Annotated in this window: 16 protein-coding genes; 12 read left to right on the top strand and 4 right to left on the bottom strand. The window is 66.9% G+C overall.

All coding sequences use genetic code 11. The annotated features are described in order from the left end of the window. Positions 1 to 98 precede the first annotated feature (98 nt). On the bottom strand, positions 99 to 1,118 hold the full coding sequence (locus AC5P7U_RS14275; RefSeq protein ID WP_495221223.1) for a zinc-binding alcohol dehydrogenase family protein: 1,020 nt from the start codon (positions 1,116 to 1,118) through the stop codon (positions 99 to 101). A 357-nt stretch (positions 1,119 to 1,475) separates the two neighbouring features. On the opposite strand from AC5P7U_RS14275, the gene AC5P7U_RS14270 reads away from it, so the two are divergent. The 4 genes from AC5P7U_RS14270 to AC5P7U_RS14255 all read left to right on the top strand — a co-directional run bounded on the left by AC5P7U_RS14270 (position 1,476) and on the right by AC5P7U_RS14255 (position 4,539). After that, entirely contained in the window at positions 1,476 to 2,567 is a 1,092-nt protein-coding gene (locus AC5P7U_RS14270) for an OmpA family protein (protein ID WP_004154519.1), read from the top strand. Between the two features lie 218 nt (positions 2,568 to 2,785). After that, positions 2,786 to 3,292: a hypothetical protein gene (locus AC5P7U_RS14265; protein WP_008267393.1), complete on the top strand. Its 507-nt coding sequence runs from the start codon at positions 2,786 to 2,788 to the stop codon at positions 3,290 to 3,292. Positions 3,293 to 3,312: 20 nt separating this feature from the next. After that, complete coding sequence (locus AC5P7U_RS14260; RefSeq protein ID WP_414555208.1) at positions 3,313 to 4,119, top strand: pseudouridine synthase; 807 nt, start codon at positions 3,313 to 3,315, stop codon at positions 4,117 to 4,119. 84 nt (positions 4,120 to 4,203) lie between these two features. Further along, positions 4,204 to 4,539 (top strand): hypothetical protein, encoded by a 336-nt coding sequence (locus AC5P7U_RS14255; protein WP_049457302.1) that lies wholly within the window; start codon positions 4,204 to 4,206, stop codon positions 4,537 to 4,539. Positions 4,540 to 4,621: 82 nt separating this feature from the next. On the opposite strand, the gene kbl is transcribed toward AC5P7U_RS14255, so the two are convergent. Next, entirely contained in the window at positions 4,622 to 5,830 is a 1,209-nt protein-coding gene (gene kbl / locus AC5P7U_RS14250; RefSeq protein ID WP_008268606.1) for a glycine C-acetyltransferase, read from the bottom strand. A gap of 198 nt (positions 5,831 to 6,028) precedes the next feature. Between kbl and AC5P7U_RS14245 the strand changes: the two genes are divergently transcribed. After that, the gene (locus AC5P7U_RS14245) at positions 6,029 to 6,721 is read left to right on the top strand and encodes a TorF family putative porin (protein ID WP_197563982.1); all 693 of its coding nucleotides are present in this window, start codon (positions 6,029 to 6,031) and stop codon (positions 6,719 to 6,721) included. Between the two features lie 134 nt (positions 6,722 to 6,855). Here the strand turns inward: AC5P7U_RS14245 and tdh are convergent, their stop codons facing one another. Then, a complete protein-coding gene (gene tdh / locus AC5P7U_RS14240) occupies positions 6,856 to 7,878 on the bottom strand; it encodes an L-threonine 3-dehydrogenase (RefSeq protein ID WP_008267065.1) in 1,023 nt (340 codons plus the stop codon). Between the two features lie 432 nt (positions 7,879 to 8,310). On the opposite strand from tdh, the gene AC5P7U_RS14235 reads away from it, so the two are divergent. The 7 genes from AC5P7U_RS14235 (at position 8,311) to AC5P7U_RS14205 (ending at position 16,882) form a co-directional block, all read left to right on the top strand. Further along, positions 8,311 to 10,476 (top strand): S46 family peptidase, encoded by a 2,166-nt coding sequence (locus AC5P7U_RS14235; protein ID WP_308308131.1) that lies wholly within the window; start codon positions 8,311 to 8,313, stop codon positions 10,474 to 10,476. A 175-nt stretch (positions 10,477 to 10,651) separates the two neighbouring features. Beyond that, entirely contained in the window at positions 10,652 to 11,296 is a 645-nt protein-coding gene (locus tag AC5P7U_RS14230) for a histidine phosphatase family protein (RefSeq protein WP_008268389.1), read from the top strand. 41 nt (positions 11,297 to 11,337) lie between these two features. Then, positions 11,338 to 12,609: a bifunctional tetrahydrofolate synthase/dihydrofolate synthase gene (folC, locus tag AC5P7U_RS14225; protein ID WP_495221222.1), complete on the top strand. Its 1,272-nt coding sequence runs from the start codon at positions 11,338 to 11,340 to the stop codon at positions 12,607 to 12,609. Positions 12,610 to 12,690: 81 nt separating this feature from the next. Next, on the top strand, positions 12,691 to 13,746 hold the full coding sequence (locus AC5P7U_RS14220; protein WP_004154526.1) for an SPOR domain-containing protein: 1,056 nt from the start codon (positions 12,691 to 12,693) through the stop codon (positions 13,744 to 13,746). 43 nt (positions 13,747 to 13,789) lie between these two features. After that, complete coding sequence (locus AC5P7U_RS14215; protein ID WP_004154527.1) at positions 13,790 to 14,551, top strand: CvpA family protein; 762 nt, start codon at positions 13,790 to 13,792, stop codon at positions 14,549 to 14,551. Between the two features lie 30 nt (positions 14,552 to 14,581). After that, positions 14,582 to 16,048, top strand: coding sequence for an amidophosphoribosyltransferase (gene purF / locus AC5P7U_RS14210; RefSeq protein WP_008265108.1), 1,467 nt, complete (start codon positions 14,582 to 14,584; stop codon positions 16,046 to 16,048). Positions 16,049 to 16,060: 12 nt separating this feature from the next. Next, the gene (locus AC5P7U_RS14205) at positions 16,061 to 16,882 is read left to right on the top strand and encodes a ferritin-like domain-containing protein (RefSeq protein ID WP_004154530.1); all 822 of its coding nucleotides are present in this window, start codon (positions 16,061 to 16,063) and stop codon (positions 16,880 to 16,882) included. A gap of 67 nt (positions 16,883 to 16,949) precedes the next feature. Here AC5P7U_RS14205 and AC5P7U_RS14200 read toward each other — a convergent pair whose 3' ends face one another. Beyond that, entirely contained in the window at positions 16,950 to 18,407 is a 1,458-nt protein-coding gene (locus AC5P7U_RS14200) for a phospholipase effector Tle1 domain-containing protein (protein WP_495221221.1), read from the bottom strand. Positions 18,408 to 18,560 lie beyond the last annotated feature (153 nt).

The following is an 18,560-nucleotide window of genomic DNA, read 5'->3' as shown; positions in this document are numbered from 1 at the left end:
GGAGGAGGATCTGTTCCCACCCTAATCGCCATTCAGTCACATCCATAGATACAGATGGCGGCCAATCCGACCGCACAGGTGGATGCGCCGCGCCGGCGTCAGTCGTCCCAGCCTGCCAGCGCCAGCTTGCCCACCGTGCGGCCGCTGGCCAGGCGTTGATGCGCGCTGTCCAGGTTGGCTGCATTTATCCTGCCCAGCGTTTCGCTGAGGGTGCCGCGTAGCTGGCCGGCGTCGATCATGCTGGCCGCGCGGCTGAGAATCCGGTGCTGTTCGATGCGGTCGGCAGTGCCGAAGCGCGAGCGCGTGAACATGAATTCCCAGTGGATGCCGATGCACTTGGCCTTGTAGGGATCGCCGATGCGCAGCGCGCCGCGCGGTTCGACGATCAGGCCGACATGGCCCTGCGGTGCCAGCAGCTGGCCCAGCTCATCCCAGTAGTGGTCGGTGTCGGCCAGGTTGAGCGCGACCTGTACCGCATCGATGCCCAGCGCCTGCAACTGCGGGAGCAGCGCATGCCGATGGTCGATCACATGCTGGGCTCCCATCTGCCGGCACCAGTCAACCGAGGTTTCGCGGGACGCCGTGGCGATCACCTCGAAGCCGGCGTGGCGGGCCAGCTGGATCGCCATCGAGCCGACGCCGCCTGCGCCGCCGATCACCAGCAGGTGCTGGCCGGCATGACGGCGGTCATCCAATTGCAGCGGCATGCGCTGGAACAGCAACTCCCAGGCGGTGAGCGTGGTCAGTGGCAGGGCCGCAGCTTCGGCGAAATCCAGCGTGGTCGGTTTGCGTGCGACCAGGCGTTCATCCACCCACTGGTACTGGGCGTTGCAGCCTGGGCGGGTGACATCGCCGGCGTAGTAGACCTCGTCACCGGAGGCGAACAGGCTGGCCTCGTCACCGATCGCCTCGACCACGCCAGCGGCATCCCAGCCGAGTACACGGGGCGTTGCGAGCGTGGCCGGATCGGTGGCGGCACGCTGCTTGCCGTCGACAGGGTTGACCGAGACCGCTTCGACCCGGACCAGCAGATCGCGGCCACGCGGAGGCAGCGGTGGTGGCAGGCGGACATCACACAGGGAAGGGGCGGATTCACGACTCAGGGCGACGGCTTTCATCTCGGCTCCGGCTGGGTTCGTGGTCCCATCATAAGGTTCCTCACCTTTCAGCAAGTGCGCTGAACCACGCGGCGCGTCCGCTTGCGCAGTATGTCGTTTTTGCCACTTAAACCCCGTCAAACCCTTGCAGCGTGCGGGTCTTGCGGATTTTCATCATCCTGTATAGGGTTTCAACGTCGGACCGGTGGAGGGTCGGGCGCGATACTTCACATGTTACGGGACTGTTAACATGACCTTCACCCGCCTGAGCATAATGTTCGCGGCGGTGGCGTGCTGAATCGGCTGTCGTACATCGACGCAGTAGTGCTGGCCCATGCCTCTACCGGTTTCATACCCCCGAAATAGGAGCTGTACTCAATGAACAAGAAGATCCTTACTGCCGCGCTGCTGGGTGGTCTGGCTTTCGCCCAGGCTGCGTCGGCGCAGGAGTTCGATGACCGCTGGTACCTGACCGGTTCGGCCGGCTTCAACTTCCAGGACAACGACCGTCTGACCAATGACGCTCCGTTCGTGACCCTGGGCCTGGGTAAGTTCATCAGCCCGAACTGGTCGCTGGACGGTGAGCTGAACTATCAGAACCCGAACTTCGATTCGAACAAGGACCTGAACTGGTCGCAGTACGGCGCCTCGCTGGACCTGCGTCGCCACTTCATCAAGGAAGGCCGCGGCTGGAACCCGTACATCCTGGGTGGCCTGGGCTACCAGAAGTCGGAAGAGCAGTACCCGGCCCTGGACAACAACGGCCCGCGCAAGCGTAAGGACGGCAACTTCGCCGCCAAGGTCGGCGTTGGTCTGCAGACCACCTTCGAGAAGCGCGTTGCTGTCCGCGCCGAAGTTGCCTACCGCGCTGACTTCGACGACCAGAGCATCGCCGCACGCGATGAAAGCTGGTTCGGCGACGTGCTGGCTTCGGTCGGCGTCGTGATCCCGCTGGGCCCGGCTCCGGTCGCGGCTGCTCCGGCTCCGGCTCCGGTTGCCCCGAGCTGCGCCGACCTGGATGACGACGGTGACGGCGTCAACAACTGCGACGACAAGTGCCCGAACTCGCAGCCGGGTCAGACCATCGGTCCGGACGGTTGCCCGGTGCCGGTCTCCATCGACCTGAAGGGCGTCAACTTCGACTTCGACAAGTCGAACCTGCGTCCGGACGCCGTGGCGATCCTGAGCGAAGCCACCGAGATCCTGAAGCGTTACCCGGATCTGCGCGTTGAAGTTGCCGGTCACACCGACTCGAAGGGTACCGACGCCTACAACCAGAAGCTGTCGGAGCGTCGCGCCACCGCCGTGTACAACTACCTGACCAAGAACGGCGTTGACGCCGGTCGCCTGGTCGGCCCGATCGGCTACGGCGAGAGCCGTCCGATTGCTCCGAACACCAACCCGGATGGTTCGGACAACCCGGAAGGTCGCGCCAAGAACCGTCGTACCGAGCTGAACGTCCAGAACTAAGTTCTGACGCTCTGCAAGTAGGACACAGCAGGACCCGGCTTCGGCCGGGTCTTGTTGTTTCTGCGGCCCGGAATCCGGCTCTTCCTCCGCGATGACGACCGTTCGTCGGTATTTTTTTCGTAAAACCAATGAGTTGCCGTATTCATTGAAAGTGGCGCTTGAAAGATGACGCGGCATTGCTAAACTCGCCGCGTCACTTCCTTCCGTGGATGTCCCTCATGCTGCGCTCTGCATCGGCCGCCGTCCTGGCACTGGCCCTGGTTCCCGCCGCCCACGCTGCGGTCGATTGCTCGGTCAACACCAGCGCCTCGCCGCTGCCGCTGCCGGCCACGACCATCGCACCGGTGGCCGACGAGCTGTACATCCGTGGCAACCAGCTGGGCATGCCGGCTGGCGTGCTCAGCGGCAATTACGACCCGTCGCAGTCGCTGGACCAGGTGCTGCAGCGTCTGCGCATCGATGGCTGCCAGAACATCGCCAAGGCCATTCCGAGCGCGCCGGCGGTGAAGCCGAACGATCCGGCGGCCTACAAGCCGCAGACCGAGTTCGACAACACGCCGTGGCGCTTTGACATGAGCCAGAACGGCAAGCGCATGACCGCCGAAGAATTCGACGCCTGGATGAAGGCGCGTGGTGTGCGCGTGGTCAAGGCGCGTCCGGCTCCGGCCGCCACCCCGGCTGCGGCCGAAGCACCGGCTGAGACCAAGCCGGTCGACAAGAAGTAAGCGCCGCGGGGAGCAGAGGCTTGCGCACGCGCCGCCCACCTGCCGCCCCCGCCGCCCGCTCCCACGCACCGCGTGGGCGTGCGGTTCCGAATGTCTCCAGTGGCGTGCGCCATGGCCTGGCGCGCGTGCTGTCCAAGGCCGGCGTGTGCTCGCGCAGCGAGGCCGCGCGCTGGATCGCCGAAGGCCGTGTGCGGGTGTCCGGCCGCATCGTCCGCGATCCGGAGTTTCCGATTGGCCAGCCGGCGCCGCCGATCGAGCTCGACGGCCAGCCGCTGGCAGCGCCACAACGCCTGTACCTGATGCTCAACAAGCCGCGCGGGGTGGTGACCACCGTGCAGGATGAGCGCGGCCGCGACACCGTGTATCGCTGCTTTGATGGTGCCGGCCTGCCATGGATCGCACCGGTCGGGCGGTTGGACAAGGCCAGCGAAGGGCTGCTGCTGTTCAGCAATGATCCGCAGTGGGCTGCGCGCCTGACCGACCCGCAGAGTGGGCCGGACAAGACCTACCACGTGCAGGTGGATGGCATGCCCGATCACGCCACCCTGGAGGCACTGCAGGCGGGCGTGGAGGACGAAGGCGAGTTCCTCGCCGCCCAGTCCGTGCGCGTGCTGCGCAGCGGTGACAAGACCGCATGGCTGGAGGTGGTCCTCGACGAGGGCCGCAACCGCCATATCCGCCGCCTGTTGGCGGCCTTCGACCTGCAGGTGCTGCGCCTGGTCCGGGTTGCGATCGGTGGGCTGGTGCTCGGCGATCTCGGCAAGGGCCAATGGCGGGTTCTGGAGGTCAGCGACCAGCAGCGGCTGGGGGCCGCTGCACCGGGCTGACCATCGCCCGCGGCCGGCGGTTGCCGGCCACCGTTCCAGGCGTAGGGGCGCCTGGTTGTTGAATTTCCCGAACGGAGCCTGCCCATGTACCACCTGACCCTCAACCAAACCCTGCGCTGTGCAGGCCTGCTGCTGCCGATGGTGCTGCTGACCGCCTGTGGCGGCCACAAGAAGGTGGCCAAGGCGGAAACGCCGGCCGAGACCCCCGTGGTGGAAGTGAAGACCCCGGAGCTGGATGGCCGCGGCAGCTACCGCTTCCTGATGAGCGACGGCGACAGGAAGATGACCGCCGACGAGTTCGATGCCTGGATGAAGGCCAACGGCATCCGCGTTGCCAAGGGCAATGGCCAGGACGCCGCCGCCAAGCCGGTGGTGGTGGCCAGCAAGGATCAGCCCAAGGACAAGAAGAAAAAGAAATAAGGCCTGCGGGTGCCGACCCTGGTCGGCACGTCCTCAAGCCCCGGTGGGTGCCGACCCTGGTCGGCACGCTCTGCGTGTGGGATCAACCCTTGATCACGCCCAGCTCGACGCCGATGCGGGTGAAGGCATCGATCGCGCGGTCCAGGTGCTCGCGGCTGTGTGCCGCACTGATCTGGGTGCGGATGCGGGCCTGGCCCTTGGGCACTACCGGGAAGAAGAAGCCGATCGCATAGATGCCTTCTTCGAGCAGGCGCTCGGCGAACTTCTGTGCCAGTGGCGCGTCGTACAGCATCACCGGGCTGATCGGATGCACGCCCGGCTTCACGTCGAAGCCGGCGGCGGTCATCTTCTCGCGGAAGTAGGCGGTGTTCTCGGCCAGGGTGCCGCGCAGGTCGTCAGCGGCGGCCAGCATCTCGAACGCCTTGATGCCGGCGGCGACCACGTGCGGTGGCAGCGAATTGGAGAACAGGTACGGGCGCGAGCGCTGGCGCAGCAGTTCGATCACCTCGGCGCTGGCGCAGGTGAAGCCGCCCAGTGCACCGCCCATGGCCTTGCCCAGGGTGCCGGTGATGATGTCGATCTTCTCCAGTACGCCCTTGACCTCGGCCGAGCCACGGCCGGTGGCGCCGAGGAAGCCGGTGGCATGGCATTCGTCGATGTGCACCAGCGCGTTGTACTTCTTCGCCAGCGCGGTGATCTCGTCCAGCGGCGCGATGAAGCCGTCCATCGAGAACACGCCATCGGTGGTGATCAGCTTGGTCTTGCAGCCGGCGGCATCGGCGGCCTGCAGCTGGGCTTCCAGGTCGGCCATGTCACAGTTGGCGTAGCGGAAGCGCTTGGCCTTGCACAGGCGAACGCCATCGATGATGGACGCATGGTTCAGCGCGTCGGAGATGATCGCGTCGTTCTCGCCGAGCAGCGGCTCGAACAGGCCACCGTTGGCGTCGAAGCAGGCCGCATACAGGATGGTGTCCTGCTTGCCGAAGAAGTCGGCGATCTGCTTCTCCAGCTGCTTGTGCAGGTCCTGGGTGCCACAGATGAAGCGCACCGAGGCCATGCCGAAGCCGTGGGTATCCAATGCGTCCTTGGCGGCCTGGATCAGGTCCGGATGGTCGGCCAGGCCCAGGTAGTTGTTGGCACAGAAGTTCAGCACCTTGCGGCCGTCGTCGAGGGTGATCTCGGCCGACTGGGGGCTGGTGATGATCCGCTCGGACTTGAACAGGCCCTGGGCGCGGATGGCGTCCAGTTCCTCGGCGTAGTGGCGGGTCAGGGCGGAGGAGGCGTCGGTCATGGCGTGGGCACGGCTCAGCACGGGGAAACCGCCGATTCTACTTGGCAACGATGGCCATCGACCGGGCCGGGCGGGGCACCGCCATGGCCGGCACATGTTGCATCGCAATAGCAAACGGGTTAAAAATTCGTGAACCGCGCCTGTCTGGCGCCGGTTGCCCGCTCCCCCTTCCCGCCCCCGCCACCCTCGGAGACGCCCATGAAGCACGCCCGTGCCTGCCTCGCCATTGCCGCCGCCCTGACCCTCGCGCCGTTCGCCGCCAGCGCCCAGGACAACGAATCGCCCTACAGCTGGAATGTCACGGCGGTGTCGGACTACCTGTTCCGCGGCGTGTCGCAGACCGACGAAAAGCCGACCCTGCAGGCGGGCTTCACCTACACCTCGCCGGTCGGCCTGTACGCCGGTGTCTGGGGTTCGGGCGTGGACTTCGGACCGGGCGACCCGAACACCGAGATCGACTACCAGATCGGCTACGGCGTGGACGTCACCCCGCGCGTCAACTTCGACGTGCTGCTGAACCGCTACACCTACCTCGGCGCCAGCAGCCAGAACTACAACGAGCTGGTCACCACCACCACGCTGGACGAGACCTACAAGCTGATCGTGGCCTACACCAACGACCAGTGGAACAGCGGTACCGACGGCTGGTACTACGGCGTCGGTGGCCAGTGGGGCCTGCCGCAGGACTTCACGCTGAACGCCAATGTCGGCCGCAGCAGCTTCGAGAAGGGCCTGGCCAAGGACTACACCGACTGGAACGTCGGCGTCAGCCGCCAGTTCGGCCTGTTCAATGTCGGCCTGGGCTACTACGGCACCGACGGCAATGGCCGTGACAATTCCGGCAAGCTCGCACACAGCCGCGTACTGCTGACCGTGGCGGTCGGGAAATAACCCTTGCTTCGGTAGGTGCCAGGCTTGCCTGGCACGCTTTACGAAAAAGGCGCCCATCGGGCGCCTTTTTCAGTTTCAAGGTGTGCCGAGCAAGCTCGGCACCCACCCACCCACCCATCGCACGCGGCGATGAATCAATTCCAGCTGAGCACCACCTTGCCGGCCTTGCCTTGTTCCATCAGGTCGAAGCCCTTCTGGAAGTCGTCGATCGGCAGCTGGTGGGTCATCACCTTGCCGAGCGGGAAGCCGGACAGCACCAGCTGGGTCATCTTGTACCAGGTCTCGTACATCTTGCGGCCGTAGATGCCCTGCACGGTCAGGCCCTTGAAGATGATCTTGTCCCAGTCGCAGCCGGCGCCCTTGGGCATGATGCCGAGCATGGCGATCTTGCCGCCGTGGTACATGCAGTCGAGCATGTCGTTGAACGCACGCGGATTGCCGCTCATTTCCAGGCCCACGTCGAAGCCCTCCATGTGCAGCTCCTTCATCACGTCCTTCAGCGACTGGTTGGCGACGTTGACCACGCGCGTCGCGCCCATGTCGGCGGCCAGCTTCAGGCGGAAGTCGTTGACGTCGGTCACCACCACGTTGCGTGCACCTATGTGCTTGCAGATGCCGGCGGCGATGATGCCGATCGGGCCCGCGCCGGTGATCAGCACATCCTCACCGATCACGTTGAATTCCAGTGCGCAGTGCGCGGCGTTGCCGTACGGGTCGAAGAACGCGGCCAGTTCCGACGGGATCTGGTCGGGGATCGGCCACAGGTTGCTGGCCGGCATCACCATGTATTCGGCGAAGGCGCCGTTGACGTTGACGCCGATGCCGACGGTGTTCGGGCACAGGTGCGGGCGGCCGCCACGGCAGTTGCGGCAGTGGCCGCAGACAATGTGGCCTTCGGCCGAGACGCGCTGGCCGATTTCATAACCGGTCACCGCCGAGCCGAGCGCGGCGATGCGGCCGACGAACTCGTGGCCGATGGTCAGGCCCGGCTTGATGGTGCGCTGGCTCCACTCGTCCCACAGGTAGATGTGCAGGTCGGTACCGCAGATCGCGGTCTTCTCCAGCTTGATCAGCACCTCGTTCGGGCCCGGGGTCGGCACCGGAACCTCTTCCAGCCAGATGCCCTTGGCCGCTTCGCGCTTGACCAGGGCCTTCATCGTTTGCTGCGCCATCGGGGTGGAACTCGTCAGGGGGAAAGCGCGGATTATAGGACGCCGCGCGGATTTCCCATGTTGCGCTGCGGGTGCAGTGGCGGAACGAAAGGCGTGCGCCGGTGGGCGTTTCGAACGTACTGCGAACAGCGGCGCCGCTTCGCTCGCCGGGCATGGCTCGGCGCTACCGTCCGAGGCCAGGGGACTGTGGGGAGGCGAGAGGCCAGGCCGACGCAGGACCGTGAGCGCCATGGATGGCGCGACCGAGCCCCCATGGATGGGTTTACGGCGTGTCCTGCATCGGCCTGGCCTCTCGCCTCTGACCGATCGCAATGGAGACGCTGAACGGTGGAAGCACCTGATTGCATTACTTCCGGGGTTCGGGCCGGGGCAGGGCGGCGGGCTACAATCGAGGGTTCCACTACCAGGGGCCGCTCCATGCGCTCGAACCTGCTTGCATTCTCCATCGTCGCCAGCCTTGGGCTGGTCCAGGTCGCCCATGCCGCTGAAGGCATGTGGGTGCCGCAGCAGCTGCCGGAAATCGCCGGCCCGCTGCAGAAGGCCGGCCTGAAGCTGTCCCCGGAGCAGCTGTCCAACCTCACCGGCGACCCGATGGGCGCCGTGGTCGCGCTTGGCGGCTGCACCGCCAGCTTCGTTTCGCCGCAGGGCCTGGTGGTCACCAACCACCACTGTGCCTACGGTGCGATCCAGCTGAACTCGACCGCGCAGAAGAACCTGATCAAGGACGGCTTCAACGCCCCGAAGCACAGCGATGAGCTGAGTGCCGGTCCGAACGCCCGTGTCTACGTGCTCGACCAGATCACCGACGTCACCGCCCAGGCCAAGGCCGCCATCGCCGCTGCCGGCAACGATCCGCTGGCCCGCAGCCGCGCGCTGGACGCCTTCGACAAGGCCCAGGTCGCCGCCTGTGAAGCCGAGGAAGGCTTCCGCTGCCGCCTGTACACCTTCTCCGGCGGCAACACCTACCGCCTGTTCCGCAACATGGAAATCAAGGACGTGCGCCTGGTCTACGCGCCCCCGGGCAGCGTCGGCAAGTACGGCGGCGACGTCGACAACTGGATGTGGCCGCGCCACACCGGCGACTTCTCGTTCTACCGCGCCTACGTCGGCAAGGACGGCAAGCCGGCGGCGTTCTCGGCCGACAACGTGCCGTACCAGCCCAAGCACTTCCTGAAGTTCACCGATCAGCCGCTGGGCGCCGGCGACTTCGTGATGGTGGCCGGTTATCCGGGTCGCACCAACCGTTACGCGCTGGCCGGTGAGTTCAACGAAACCGCCAGCTGGACCTACCCGACCATCGCCAAGCACTACAATGCGGTGCTGAAGATGATCGACGAGGCCGGCAAGGCCGACGCCGACGTCAAGGTGAAGTACGCCGCCACCGCGGCCAGCATGAACAACGTGGCCAAGAACTATGCCGGCCAGCTGGAAGGCTTCAAGCGCATCGACGCCGCTGGCCAGAAGCAGGCTGAAGAAGCCGCCGTGCTGGCCTGGCTGAAGAAGCAGGGCGCCGCCGGCAAGCCGGCCCTGGCTGCACACGCGCAGCTGATCAAGCACCTGGACGCCAGCAAGGCGACCCGCGAGCGTGACCTGTTCGTCGGCCAGTTCAACAACACCTCGGCAATCAGCGCCGCCATCGGCCTGTACCGCCTGTCGATCGAGCGCACCAAGCCGGATGCCGAGCGTGAAGTCGGCTACCAGCAGCGCGACCTGCCGACCCTGGAAGGTGGCCTGAAGCAGATGGATCGCCGCTATGTGGCGAAGATGGACCAGCAGCTGCAGACCTACTGGCTGGACCAGTACGTCGCCCTGCCGGCCGCGCAGCGCAACAACGACGTGCTGAACACCTGGCTGGGCGGCAGCGATGCCAACGCAGTGAAGGCGCTGGTGGGCAAGCTGTCGGGCACTGAGCTGGGCAGCCTGGACGCGCGCCTGAAGTGGTTCAAGGCCGACCGCGCCGCGTTCGAAGCCAGCACCGATCCGGCCATCCAGTACGCGGTGGCGATCATGCCGTCACTGCTGAAGCAGGAAGAGCAGAAGAAGATCCGCGAAGGCGAGTCGCTGACCGCGCGCCCGCTGTACCTGCAGGCACTGGCCGACTACAAGAAGAGCCAGGGCGAATTCGTCTACCCGGATGCCAACCTGTCGCTGCGCATCACCTTCGGCAACGTGATGGGCTATGCGCCCAAGGATGGAGTGGCCTACACCCCGTTCACCACGCTGGAAGGCATTGTCGCCAAGGACACCGGCGTGGATCCGTTCGATGCGCCCAAGGCACTGCTCGACGCGGTCAAAGCCAAGCGCTACGGCGGCCTGGAAGACAAGCGCGTCGGCTCGGTGCCGGTGAACTTCCTGTCCAACCTGGACATCACCGGTGGCAACTCCGGCTCGCCGGTGCTGGATGCGAACGGCAAGCTGGTCGGCCTGGCCTTCGACGGCAACTGGGAATCGGTCAGCTCCAACTGGGTGTTCGATCCGGTGATGACCCGCATGATCGCGGTCGACAGCCGCTACATGCAGTGGATCATGCAGGAAGTGGCACCGGCACCGGAGCTGCTGAAGGAACTGAACCTGGCGAAGTAACCAGGTTGCGGCAGTGCCGGCCGCTGGCCGGCAAATCCCGAAACCCCGCGACCCACGTCGCGGGGTTTTTTCATGCCCGGCCCGGTGCGCCGAACGGGTATCATCCGTATTCCGCGTACTTCACAGGATGTGAACGAAACGCGGGAACCTCCTCCCCCCAGGACCCCTTGCACGCATGCGCATCCTGCTTGCCCGCCACGGCGAAACGCCGTGGAACGCCGAAGGCCGCTACCAGGGCCAGATCGACATCCCGCTTTCGCCGATCGGTGAAGCCCAGGCCCAGGCACTGGGTGCCCGCCTGGCCTCGGTGGACATCACCCGTGCCGTCGCCTCGCCGCTGTCGCGCGCGCAGCGCACCGCGCAGCTGGCGCTTGGCGCTGCCCGCGCCGACATGCTGCTGACCGAGCCGGAGCTGCAGGAAATCGCCCACGGCGAATGGGAAGGGCTGCTGGCCAGCGAGATCCACGAAAAGGATCCGTCGCGCCTGCAGGCCTGGCGCGAGGAGCCGGATACCGTGCTGATGCCGGGCGGTGAATCGCTGCGGCTGGTGCTGGAACGCAGCTGGCGTGGCCTGGCCCGCGCCACCGAAGGCCTCGGCGAGCACGACACCCTGCTGGTGGTCGCCCATGACGCAGTCAACCGCGTGATCCTGTGCAAGGTGCTGGGCCTGCCGATCTCCCGCCTGTGGACCTTCCGCCAGGCCCCGACCACGCTCAACCTGCTTGAAGGCGCCGACCTGGACAGCCTGGAAGTGGTGCGCCTGAACGATTGCGCCCATCACACGCCGTTCTTCGGCGAAGCCAAGCACCGCGCCCTCTGATCCACCCTTTCGCATCAACTGCTTCTGCTGGAACTGCTGCCGTGACGAACACCCCGACCACCCTGGCCGACTGGCTGGACTACATTGAACGCCAGCACCCGGCGAGCATCGACATGGGCCTGGAGCGCGTGCGCGCCGTGGCCACGGCGATGGGGCTGGGCGCGCCGGCCAAGCGCACCATCGTGGTCGGTGGCACCAATGGCAAGGGTTCCACCGTGGCCTTCATCGAAGCCATCGCGCGTGCCGCCGGCTGGAAGGTCGGCGCGTACACCTCGCCGCACCTGCTGCGCTACAACGAGCGCGTGCGCATCGACGGCCAGGACGTGGACGATGCGGCGCTGGTCGCCGCGTTCAACGCCATTGAAGCGGCGCGCGGCGACATCACGCTGACCTATTTCGAGTACGGCACGCTGGCTGCACTGTGGCTGTTCGCCGCTGCCGGGCTGGATCTGGCGGTGCTGGAAGTGGGCCTGGGTGGCCGTCTCGATGCGGTCAACATCGTCGACGCCGACGTCGCGGTGATCACCACCGTGGACATCGACCATGCCGAGTGGCTGGGCGAGGATCGCGAAGCGATCGGCGCCGAGAAGGCCGGCATCATCCGCGGCTGGAAGCCGGTGATCCTGGGCGAGACCGACCCGCCGTCGAGCGTGCTCGCACGTGCCTATCTGGTAGGTGCCAATGCGATCCGCGGCGGCAGCGACTACTTCTACGAACCGATCGATGCCCAGCGCTGGCGCTGGCGTGATGTCGGCATGCGCATGGAACTGCCGACCCCGGCCCTGGCCGGCCCGATCCAGCTGGCCAACGCTGGCGCCGCCATCGCCGCGCTGCGTGCGCTGGACAAGCCGGTGCCGCGTGCGGCCTGGGCCGCCGGTATCGCTGCGGCACGCATCGCGGGCCGGATGCAGGCCTTCGAGCGGAATGGCGTGCAGATCCGGGTCGATGTCGGCCACAACCCGCAGGCCGCGGGCCAGCTGGCGCGCGCATTGAAGGCCGAAGTGGTGCCCGGGCGCACCCTGGCGGTGTACGCCGCGCTGCAGGACAAGGACGCGGTGGGCGTGGTGCAGGCCCTGCAGGACGTGGTGGGCGAGTGGACCCTGGCCGGGCTGGATGGCCCGCGTGGGCAGGATGCTGCCCAGCTGCAGGCACGCCTGGCCGGTACCGTGGCCGCCACGGCAGCACTGGCCGGCAGCGTCGAGCAGGCGCTGGCACAGGTGCTGGCGCAGGCCGGACGTGGCGACCGCGTGCTGGTGTTCGGCTCCTTCCATACCGCTGCGGCCACCCTGCACTGGTTGAACAGCGACGCCTGATCTGCGTTCAGCCAACGCCGACGCCGTCCGGTCCGGCACCCGTATAATCAATGGCAACCCCCGGACAGTTGCCTGCCTCACGTGGATACGCCTCTGAAACAGCGTCTGATTGGTGCCATCGTGCTGGTGGCGCTGGCCGTGATTTTCCTGCCGATGCTGGTCAAGGGACCGGCACCTGACAGTGGTGTCGCCAATGTTCCCATCGCCGCGCCCAATGCGCCGGCCGATGGCCAGTTCGAAACCCGCGAGCTGCCGCTGGTCGCTCCGGCAGGCGGCGCCACCGGGCTGCAGACCGGCCAGGCCAGGCCGGTGCAGGAGGCTGCAACGCCTGCCTCACCGCCGACCGTGGACTCCTCGCCGGCGGTTGCCGCCGGCAACTATGCGGTTACCTTCGGCGCCTACGGCAGCAAGGCCGACGCCGATGCGGTGATTGCCTACCTGAAGCGCTCGCAGCTGCCGGGCTTCGCAGAGGCGGCCACCATCAACGGCCGCCAGGCGTGGCGCGTGCGCGTCGGGCCGTATGCGGACCGCGCCCAGGCCGAGGCCGCGCGCCTGCAGGCGGTGAAGATCCGCGCCGACGTGAAGGCCGAAGTCATTGCCCTGGATGCGCCTGCGGCCAACAGTGCCGCGGTCGCCGCGACCCCGGCCCCGGCTGCACCGAGCGTCAGCACACCGGCCGCAGCCACTGCACCGTCGGCCAATGGCAACCCGGTGCGCAGCGAAAGCCTGCCGCCGAGCACGCCGACCGCCACCACGACTCCGGCAGCCAAGCCGGAACCGCCGAAGCCGGCGCTGAAGCCGGAGGTGGCGAAGCCGGAAGCCAAACCCGAGCCGAAGCCCGAGGCGACGGCCAGCAAGCCGGCAACAGCCCCGGCCACACCGGCGGCACCTGCTGCCAGCGGCGTCGGCTTTGCCGTGCAGCTGGGTGCGTTCGGCCAGGCCAACGATGCCAATGCGCTGCGCGACAAGGTCCGCGCCGCCGGCTTCAGTGCCTTCGTCGAGCAGGTGCGCACCGAAAAGGGAACCCTGCACCGCGTCCGCGTCGGACCGGTGGCCAACCGCGCCGATGCCGAGCAGCTGAAGGCGCAGGTCGCCGCCAAGGTGGGTGTGGCGGGCATGGTCCGACCGCACCCATGACCGCGCGCGTCACCCGCTGCAGCCACCGGCAGGAGCGGGCGGCGTGATCGATATCGTGCTGGGCGTGCTGATCGGCGCCTCCGTACTGTTCGGTTTCATCCGCGGCTTTGTCGGCACGGTGGTCGCGCTGGTGTCATGGTTGCTGGCCGGCTGGATGGCCTTCACCTTCGGCAATCAAGCCTCGCACTGGTGGGCGGCCCCCCAGGCACCGGGTACTGGCCACTATCTGGCCGGATACCTGGGCGTGTTCATTGTGACCGTCGTGGTGGTGGGGCTGATCGGCCTGCTGCTGAAGGCCGCCATCAAGCTGACCCTGCTCGGCGGCGTCGACCGCCTGCTCGGCGGTACCCTGGGCCTGGTCCGCGGGCTGTTCCTGGCCAGCGTCCTGTTGCTGCTGGCCGGTTTCACGGCGCTGCCGGGCGAACCGGCCTGGCAGCAGTCACAGCTGCGGCCCGTGCTGCAGCCCGCCGTGGCCTGGATGCAGGCCCAGCTGCCGCAACTGGACGAACTGTTGCCGCAGGCCCTGCCACTGGACGGCCTGTTGCCGGCGCAGCTGCCCTTGCCCCTGGCCGAGAATGCCCCATCTACACCGCAGGTGTTGGGCAAGCCGACGGCGACAGGCGATAATGGTGTCCTCAACACGGTAGTGGCGGGTGGCGGATGGCCGCAGCCCGTGGACGTGGAGCGGGAGCCCAGGCAGGCCCCCACACTGCCCAGCAACATCGAGCCGGCGCCTGCGCGTCCGGCGCGGCCCGCGCCTGCTGCGGGCGCCCCCCCAGGCCAGGTACGGCCACCTTCCCTGTAACTGGGCACAGCCCAGCGGAGACCTCGCACCATGTGTGGCATCGTCGGAATCGTCGGCAACCAGAACGTCGCCGGGCAGTTGTATGACGGCTTGACCGTCCTCCAGCACCGTGGCCAGGACGCGGCGGGTATCGCCACCGCCAGCGGCAGCCGCCTGCGCGTGCAGAAGGCCACCGGCCTGGTCCGCGATGTGTTCGATGCGCGCACCATGTCGACCCTGGAAGGCAGCGTCGGCATTGCGCACGTGCGCTACCCGACCGCAGGTTCGGAAGGCATGGACGAGGCACAGCCGTTCTACGTCAACTCGCCCTACGGCATCGCGCTGGCCCACAACGGCAACCTGATCAATACCGAAGCGCTGCGCCAGCAGGTGTTCGAGCAGGACCGCCGCAACGTCAACACCGATTCGGACAGCGAAGTGCTGCTGAACGTGTTTGCGTTCGAACTGGACGCACAGCGCCAGCTCAGCCCGGAAGCCGCGATCCGCGCGGTCGCCGGCGTGCACCGCCGCTGCAAGGGCGGCTACGCGGTGGTCAGCGTAGTGCTCGGCCTGGGCCTGGTCGCCTTCCGCGACCCGCATGGCATCCGCCCGCTGGTGCTGGGCAAGCGCAGCCACGCCGAGGGCGATGAGTACATCGTCGCCTCCGAGTCGGCGGCGCTGGACGTGCTGGGCTTCCAGCGCGTGCGTGACGTGCAGCCGGGCGAAGCGCTGGTGATCACCGCGCGCGGCGAGCTGTTCTCGGAGATCTGTGCCGAGCCGGCCGAGCACACCCCGTGCATCTTCGAGTACGTGTATTTCGCGCGTCCGGATTCGATGATCGACAACGTCTCGGTGCACAAGGCGCGCATGCGCATGGGCATCAAGCTGGGCGAGAAGATCCTGCGCCTGCGCCCGGACCACGACATCGACACCATCATCCCGATCCCGGACACCTCGCGCGATGCCGCGCTGGAGATCTCCAACGTGCTCGGGGTGAAGTACCGAGAAGGCTTCATCAAGAACCGCTACATCGGCCGTACCTTCATCATGCCGGGGCAGGGCGAGCGGGTGAAGTCGGTGCGCCGCAAGCTCAACCCGATCCACCTGGAGTTCCGCAACCGCGTGGTGCTGCTGGTGGACGACTCGATCGTGCGCGGCACCACCAGCCAGCAGATCGTGCAGATGGCCCGCGATGCGGGTGCACGCAAGGTCTACCTGGCCAGCGCGGCACCGCCGGTGCGCTTCCCGAACATCTACGGCATCGACATGCCGGCCGCCGAAGAACTGGTGGCGCACAACCGCACGGTGGAAGAAATCGAAGCCCACCTGGGCTGTGACTGGCTGATCTACCAGGATCTGGAAGACATGGAAGCGGCGGTGAGCGAAGGCAACCCGGCGCTGCGCAACTTCGATTCGTCCTGCTTCAACGGTCATTACCCGACCGGTATCGAACCGGGCTATTTCGAGCGCATCCAGCAGCTGCGTTCGGACGACGCCAAGCACAAGCGCCGCGCCTGAGGTCCAGGCGTGATGGACGTGCCCGACGTTGGAGGCGACCTGCTGCGCGCCGCGCAGCGGTGCCTGGCCGAAGCCGATCCGCTGCGCAAGGTCGCGCTGACCCAGGCCTACGCCGCCGCGTTCCGTGCCGGCCGACTGAAGGTGGCCGCTGATGCACCGCCGCCGGAGCCGATCCGCATGCCGGGTCGGCCGGCGCAGTTGGTGCTGGTGCATCCGCGCGAAGTGCCGCGGCGCGGACTGGGTGGCGTGGAAGGGCGGGCCGCCTTCATCCATGCCATCGCCCATATCGAACTCAACGCGATCGACCTGGCCTGGGATGCGGTGTATCGCTTCCGTGGTCTGCCACCGGCGTTCCACGCCGACTGGGTCAGTTGTGCCGACGACGAATCGCGGCACTTCATGCTGCTGCGTGGGCGCCTGCAGGTGCACGGTCATGACTACGCTGACTTCCCCGCGCACAACGGCCTGTGGGAAATGTGCGAAAAGACCGCGCATGACGGCCTGGCACGGATGGCGCTGGTGCCGCGCGTGCTGGAAGCGCGCGGCCTGGACGTGACCCCGGGCATGATCGAAAAGCTGCGTAATGTCGGCGATGGCGAAACCGCCGATGTGCTGGAAGTGATCCTGCGCGAGGAAGTCGCGCATGTCGCAGCCGGATCGCGCTGGTATCGCTGGTACTGCGACCGCGCCGGTGTCGAGCCGCGCGCGCGTTTCAAGGAACTGCTGCTGGAGTACGCCGGCGGTTACCTGCATGGGCCGTTCAACATCGAAGCACGCCTGCTGGCCGGCTTCGATGCCGACGAACTCGCCAACCTGGTCGAGCAGGCCGGCTGAGAAAAAGGGGACGGAGGGAATTAAGTCGCTTATGGCACAAGCGACTTAATTCCCTCCGTCCCCTTTTTCATGCGTTCGGCAGCACCACGCGCTTGCCATCCACGGTCGGCCGGTTGATGTAGAACAGGCCCGGCCCCGGTCGATACGGCAGCTCGCTGACGCCGGCGTCGGCGGCGTAGGTCAGTGCGGTATCGCCCAGGGCATCGAAATTCCAGTGTGCCGACTGCATCAAGTAGCGACGGCGCAGCAGCGCTTCCTGGGGCTGGGTCAGTGCCTGCCCGGCCACCAGGCGACGCGCGATCGGCTGCAGGGCGGAGGGAAGTTCCCAGCCCTGGACCGCGGCGGCCTGCGCACGCCAATGCACGCCGGCATCGATCGCATGCTGCTGCATCACCTGCAGGGCGATCAGCTGGTAGCGCCAGTCGATGCGCCTGCGCAGCACCACTGCGGCGGTGACGTACAGCACGGGTGACAACAGCACGCTGCGGCTGCCGGCCCGGCGCTGCTGCTGCCATTGGTGCCAGACATCCACCCAGATTTCCCTGTCGCCGACGCCCAGCTGCTGCCGCCAGCGTTCGGCATCGGCCTGCGTTTCAGCGTACGCGGTGGTGGCCTGCAGCATCGCCAGCGGCGGTATCTGGTAGTCAGCAACAGCGGGGCGACGCAGCTGCTGCCGCCGTGGCCGGCTGAGCAGCTTGGGGCCTTCCTCAAGCTGGTTGTAACCGCCACCGATGTTGGCATGCACCCCGGGCAGGGCGATCTCGGTGAACGGCGGCGCGACGCTGGTCAGCGGGTAATGCTGGCGATGTTCGTCGCGCGCGGTGAGCTGCACGACGTGCGCGGCGATGCCACTGTGCAGAGCGAGGCGTGGCTGTTCATCGGCGCGGCCGCCACTGACCGCAACCACGGTGTCGAACAGGCCGATGAAGCGCACGACCGGCACCGCGGGGGCGAAGTCGGCGGCACAGGCCAGGCCCGCCCCCTGCAGCAGCTGGCGCCAGCGTGAACCGTCCCAGCCCTGCAGCTGGTTGGCGATATCACGTGCCGCGGCGGCGCCTCGCGAAAAGCCGAACAGATCCAGCTGCACGCGGCGCAGCGGCTGTCGCCAGCGCGCGGCCAGCCCGGCAAGCGCAGCCGGCAGCAGCACCTGCAGCGCGCGCTGCACCTTCGCACGCACGCCGCTGGCACCGATGCCGAAGGCCAGTCCGATCAGATCGTCGTCGGCATCATCGCGGGTGCCGACCCCTTCCACATAGATCGACAGCGAGGGCGTGGCCACGGCATCGCGGCGACTGTCCGGATACAGCTGCTGCAGCCGGGCGATGTTGGTCTCACCATTGTCGTAGCTGCTGGTCAGCCGGCTCTGGTAGGTCGAGTCATCATCCGCGCGCAGCTGCACCGGGCGTGGATGCGGCTGCTGCGGGCGACCGCGCGCCAGGTTACGGGCGTTGTTGCGGGTGCCATCGAAGAACAGGCCGATCCGCAGCAAGCCGACATCTTCGTCCGTGTCCTGCGATCGTGCCATGTGCATTCCTCGTCTTGGCCGCGTCAAAGTAGCGCGAAAAACGTGTATTTGCGATGTGTAGTGACGCTTTTGACCTGACTGAACGCAGATGCGGTTGATCACAATTCCTGATTTTCATTCGCATCAACTATTGAATTCACACCACCCGCGCAG

The sequence above is a fragment of the Stenotrophomonas sp. YJH_SMC_57 genome (assembly GCF_059369755.1).
The sequence above is the reverse complement of the archived record's forward strand: the minus strand, read 5'-3'. Positions and strand labels throughout refer to the sequence as shown.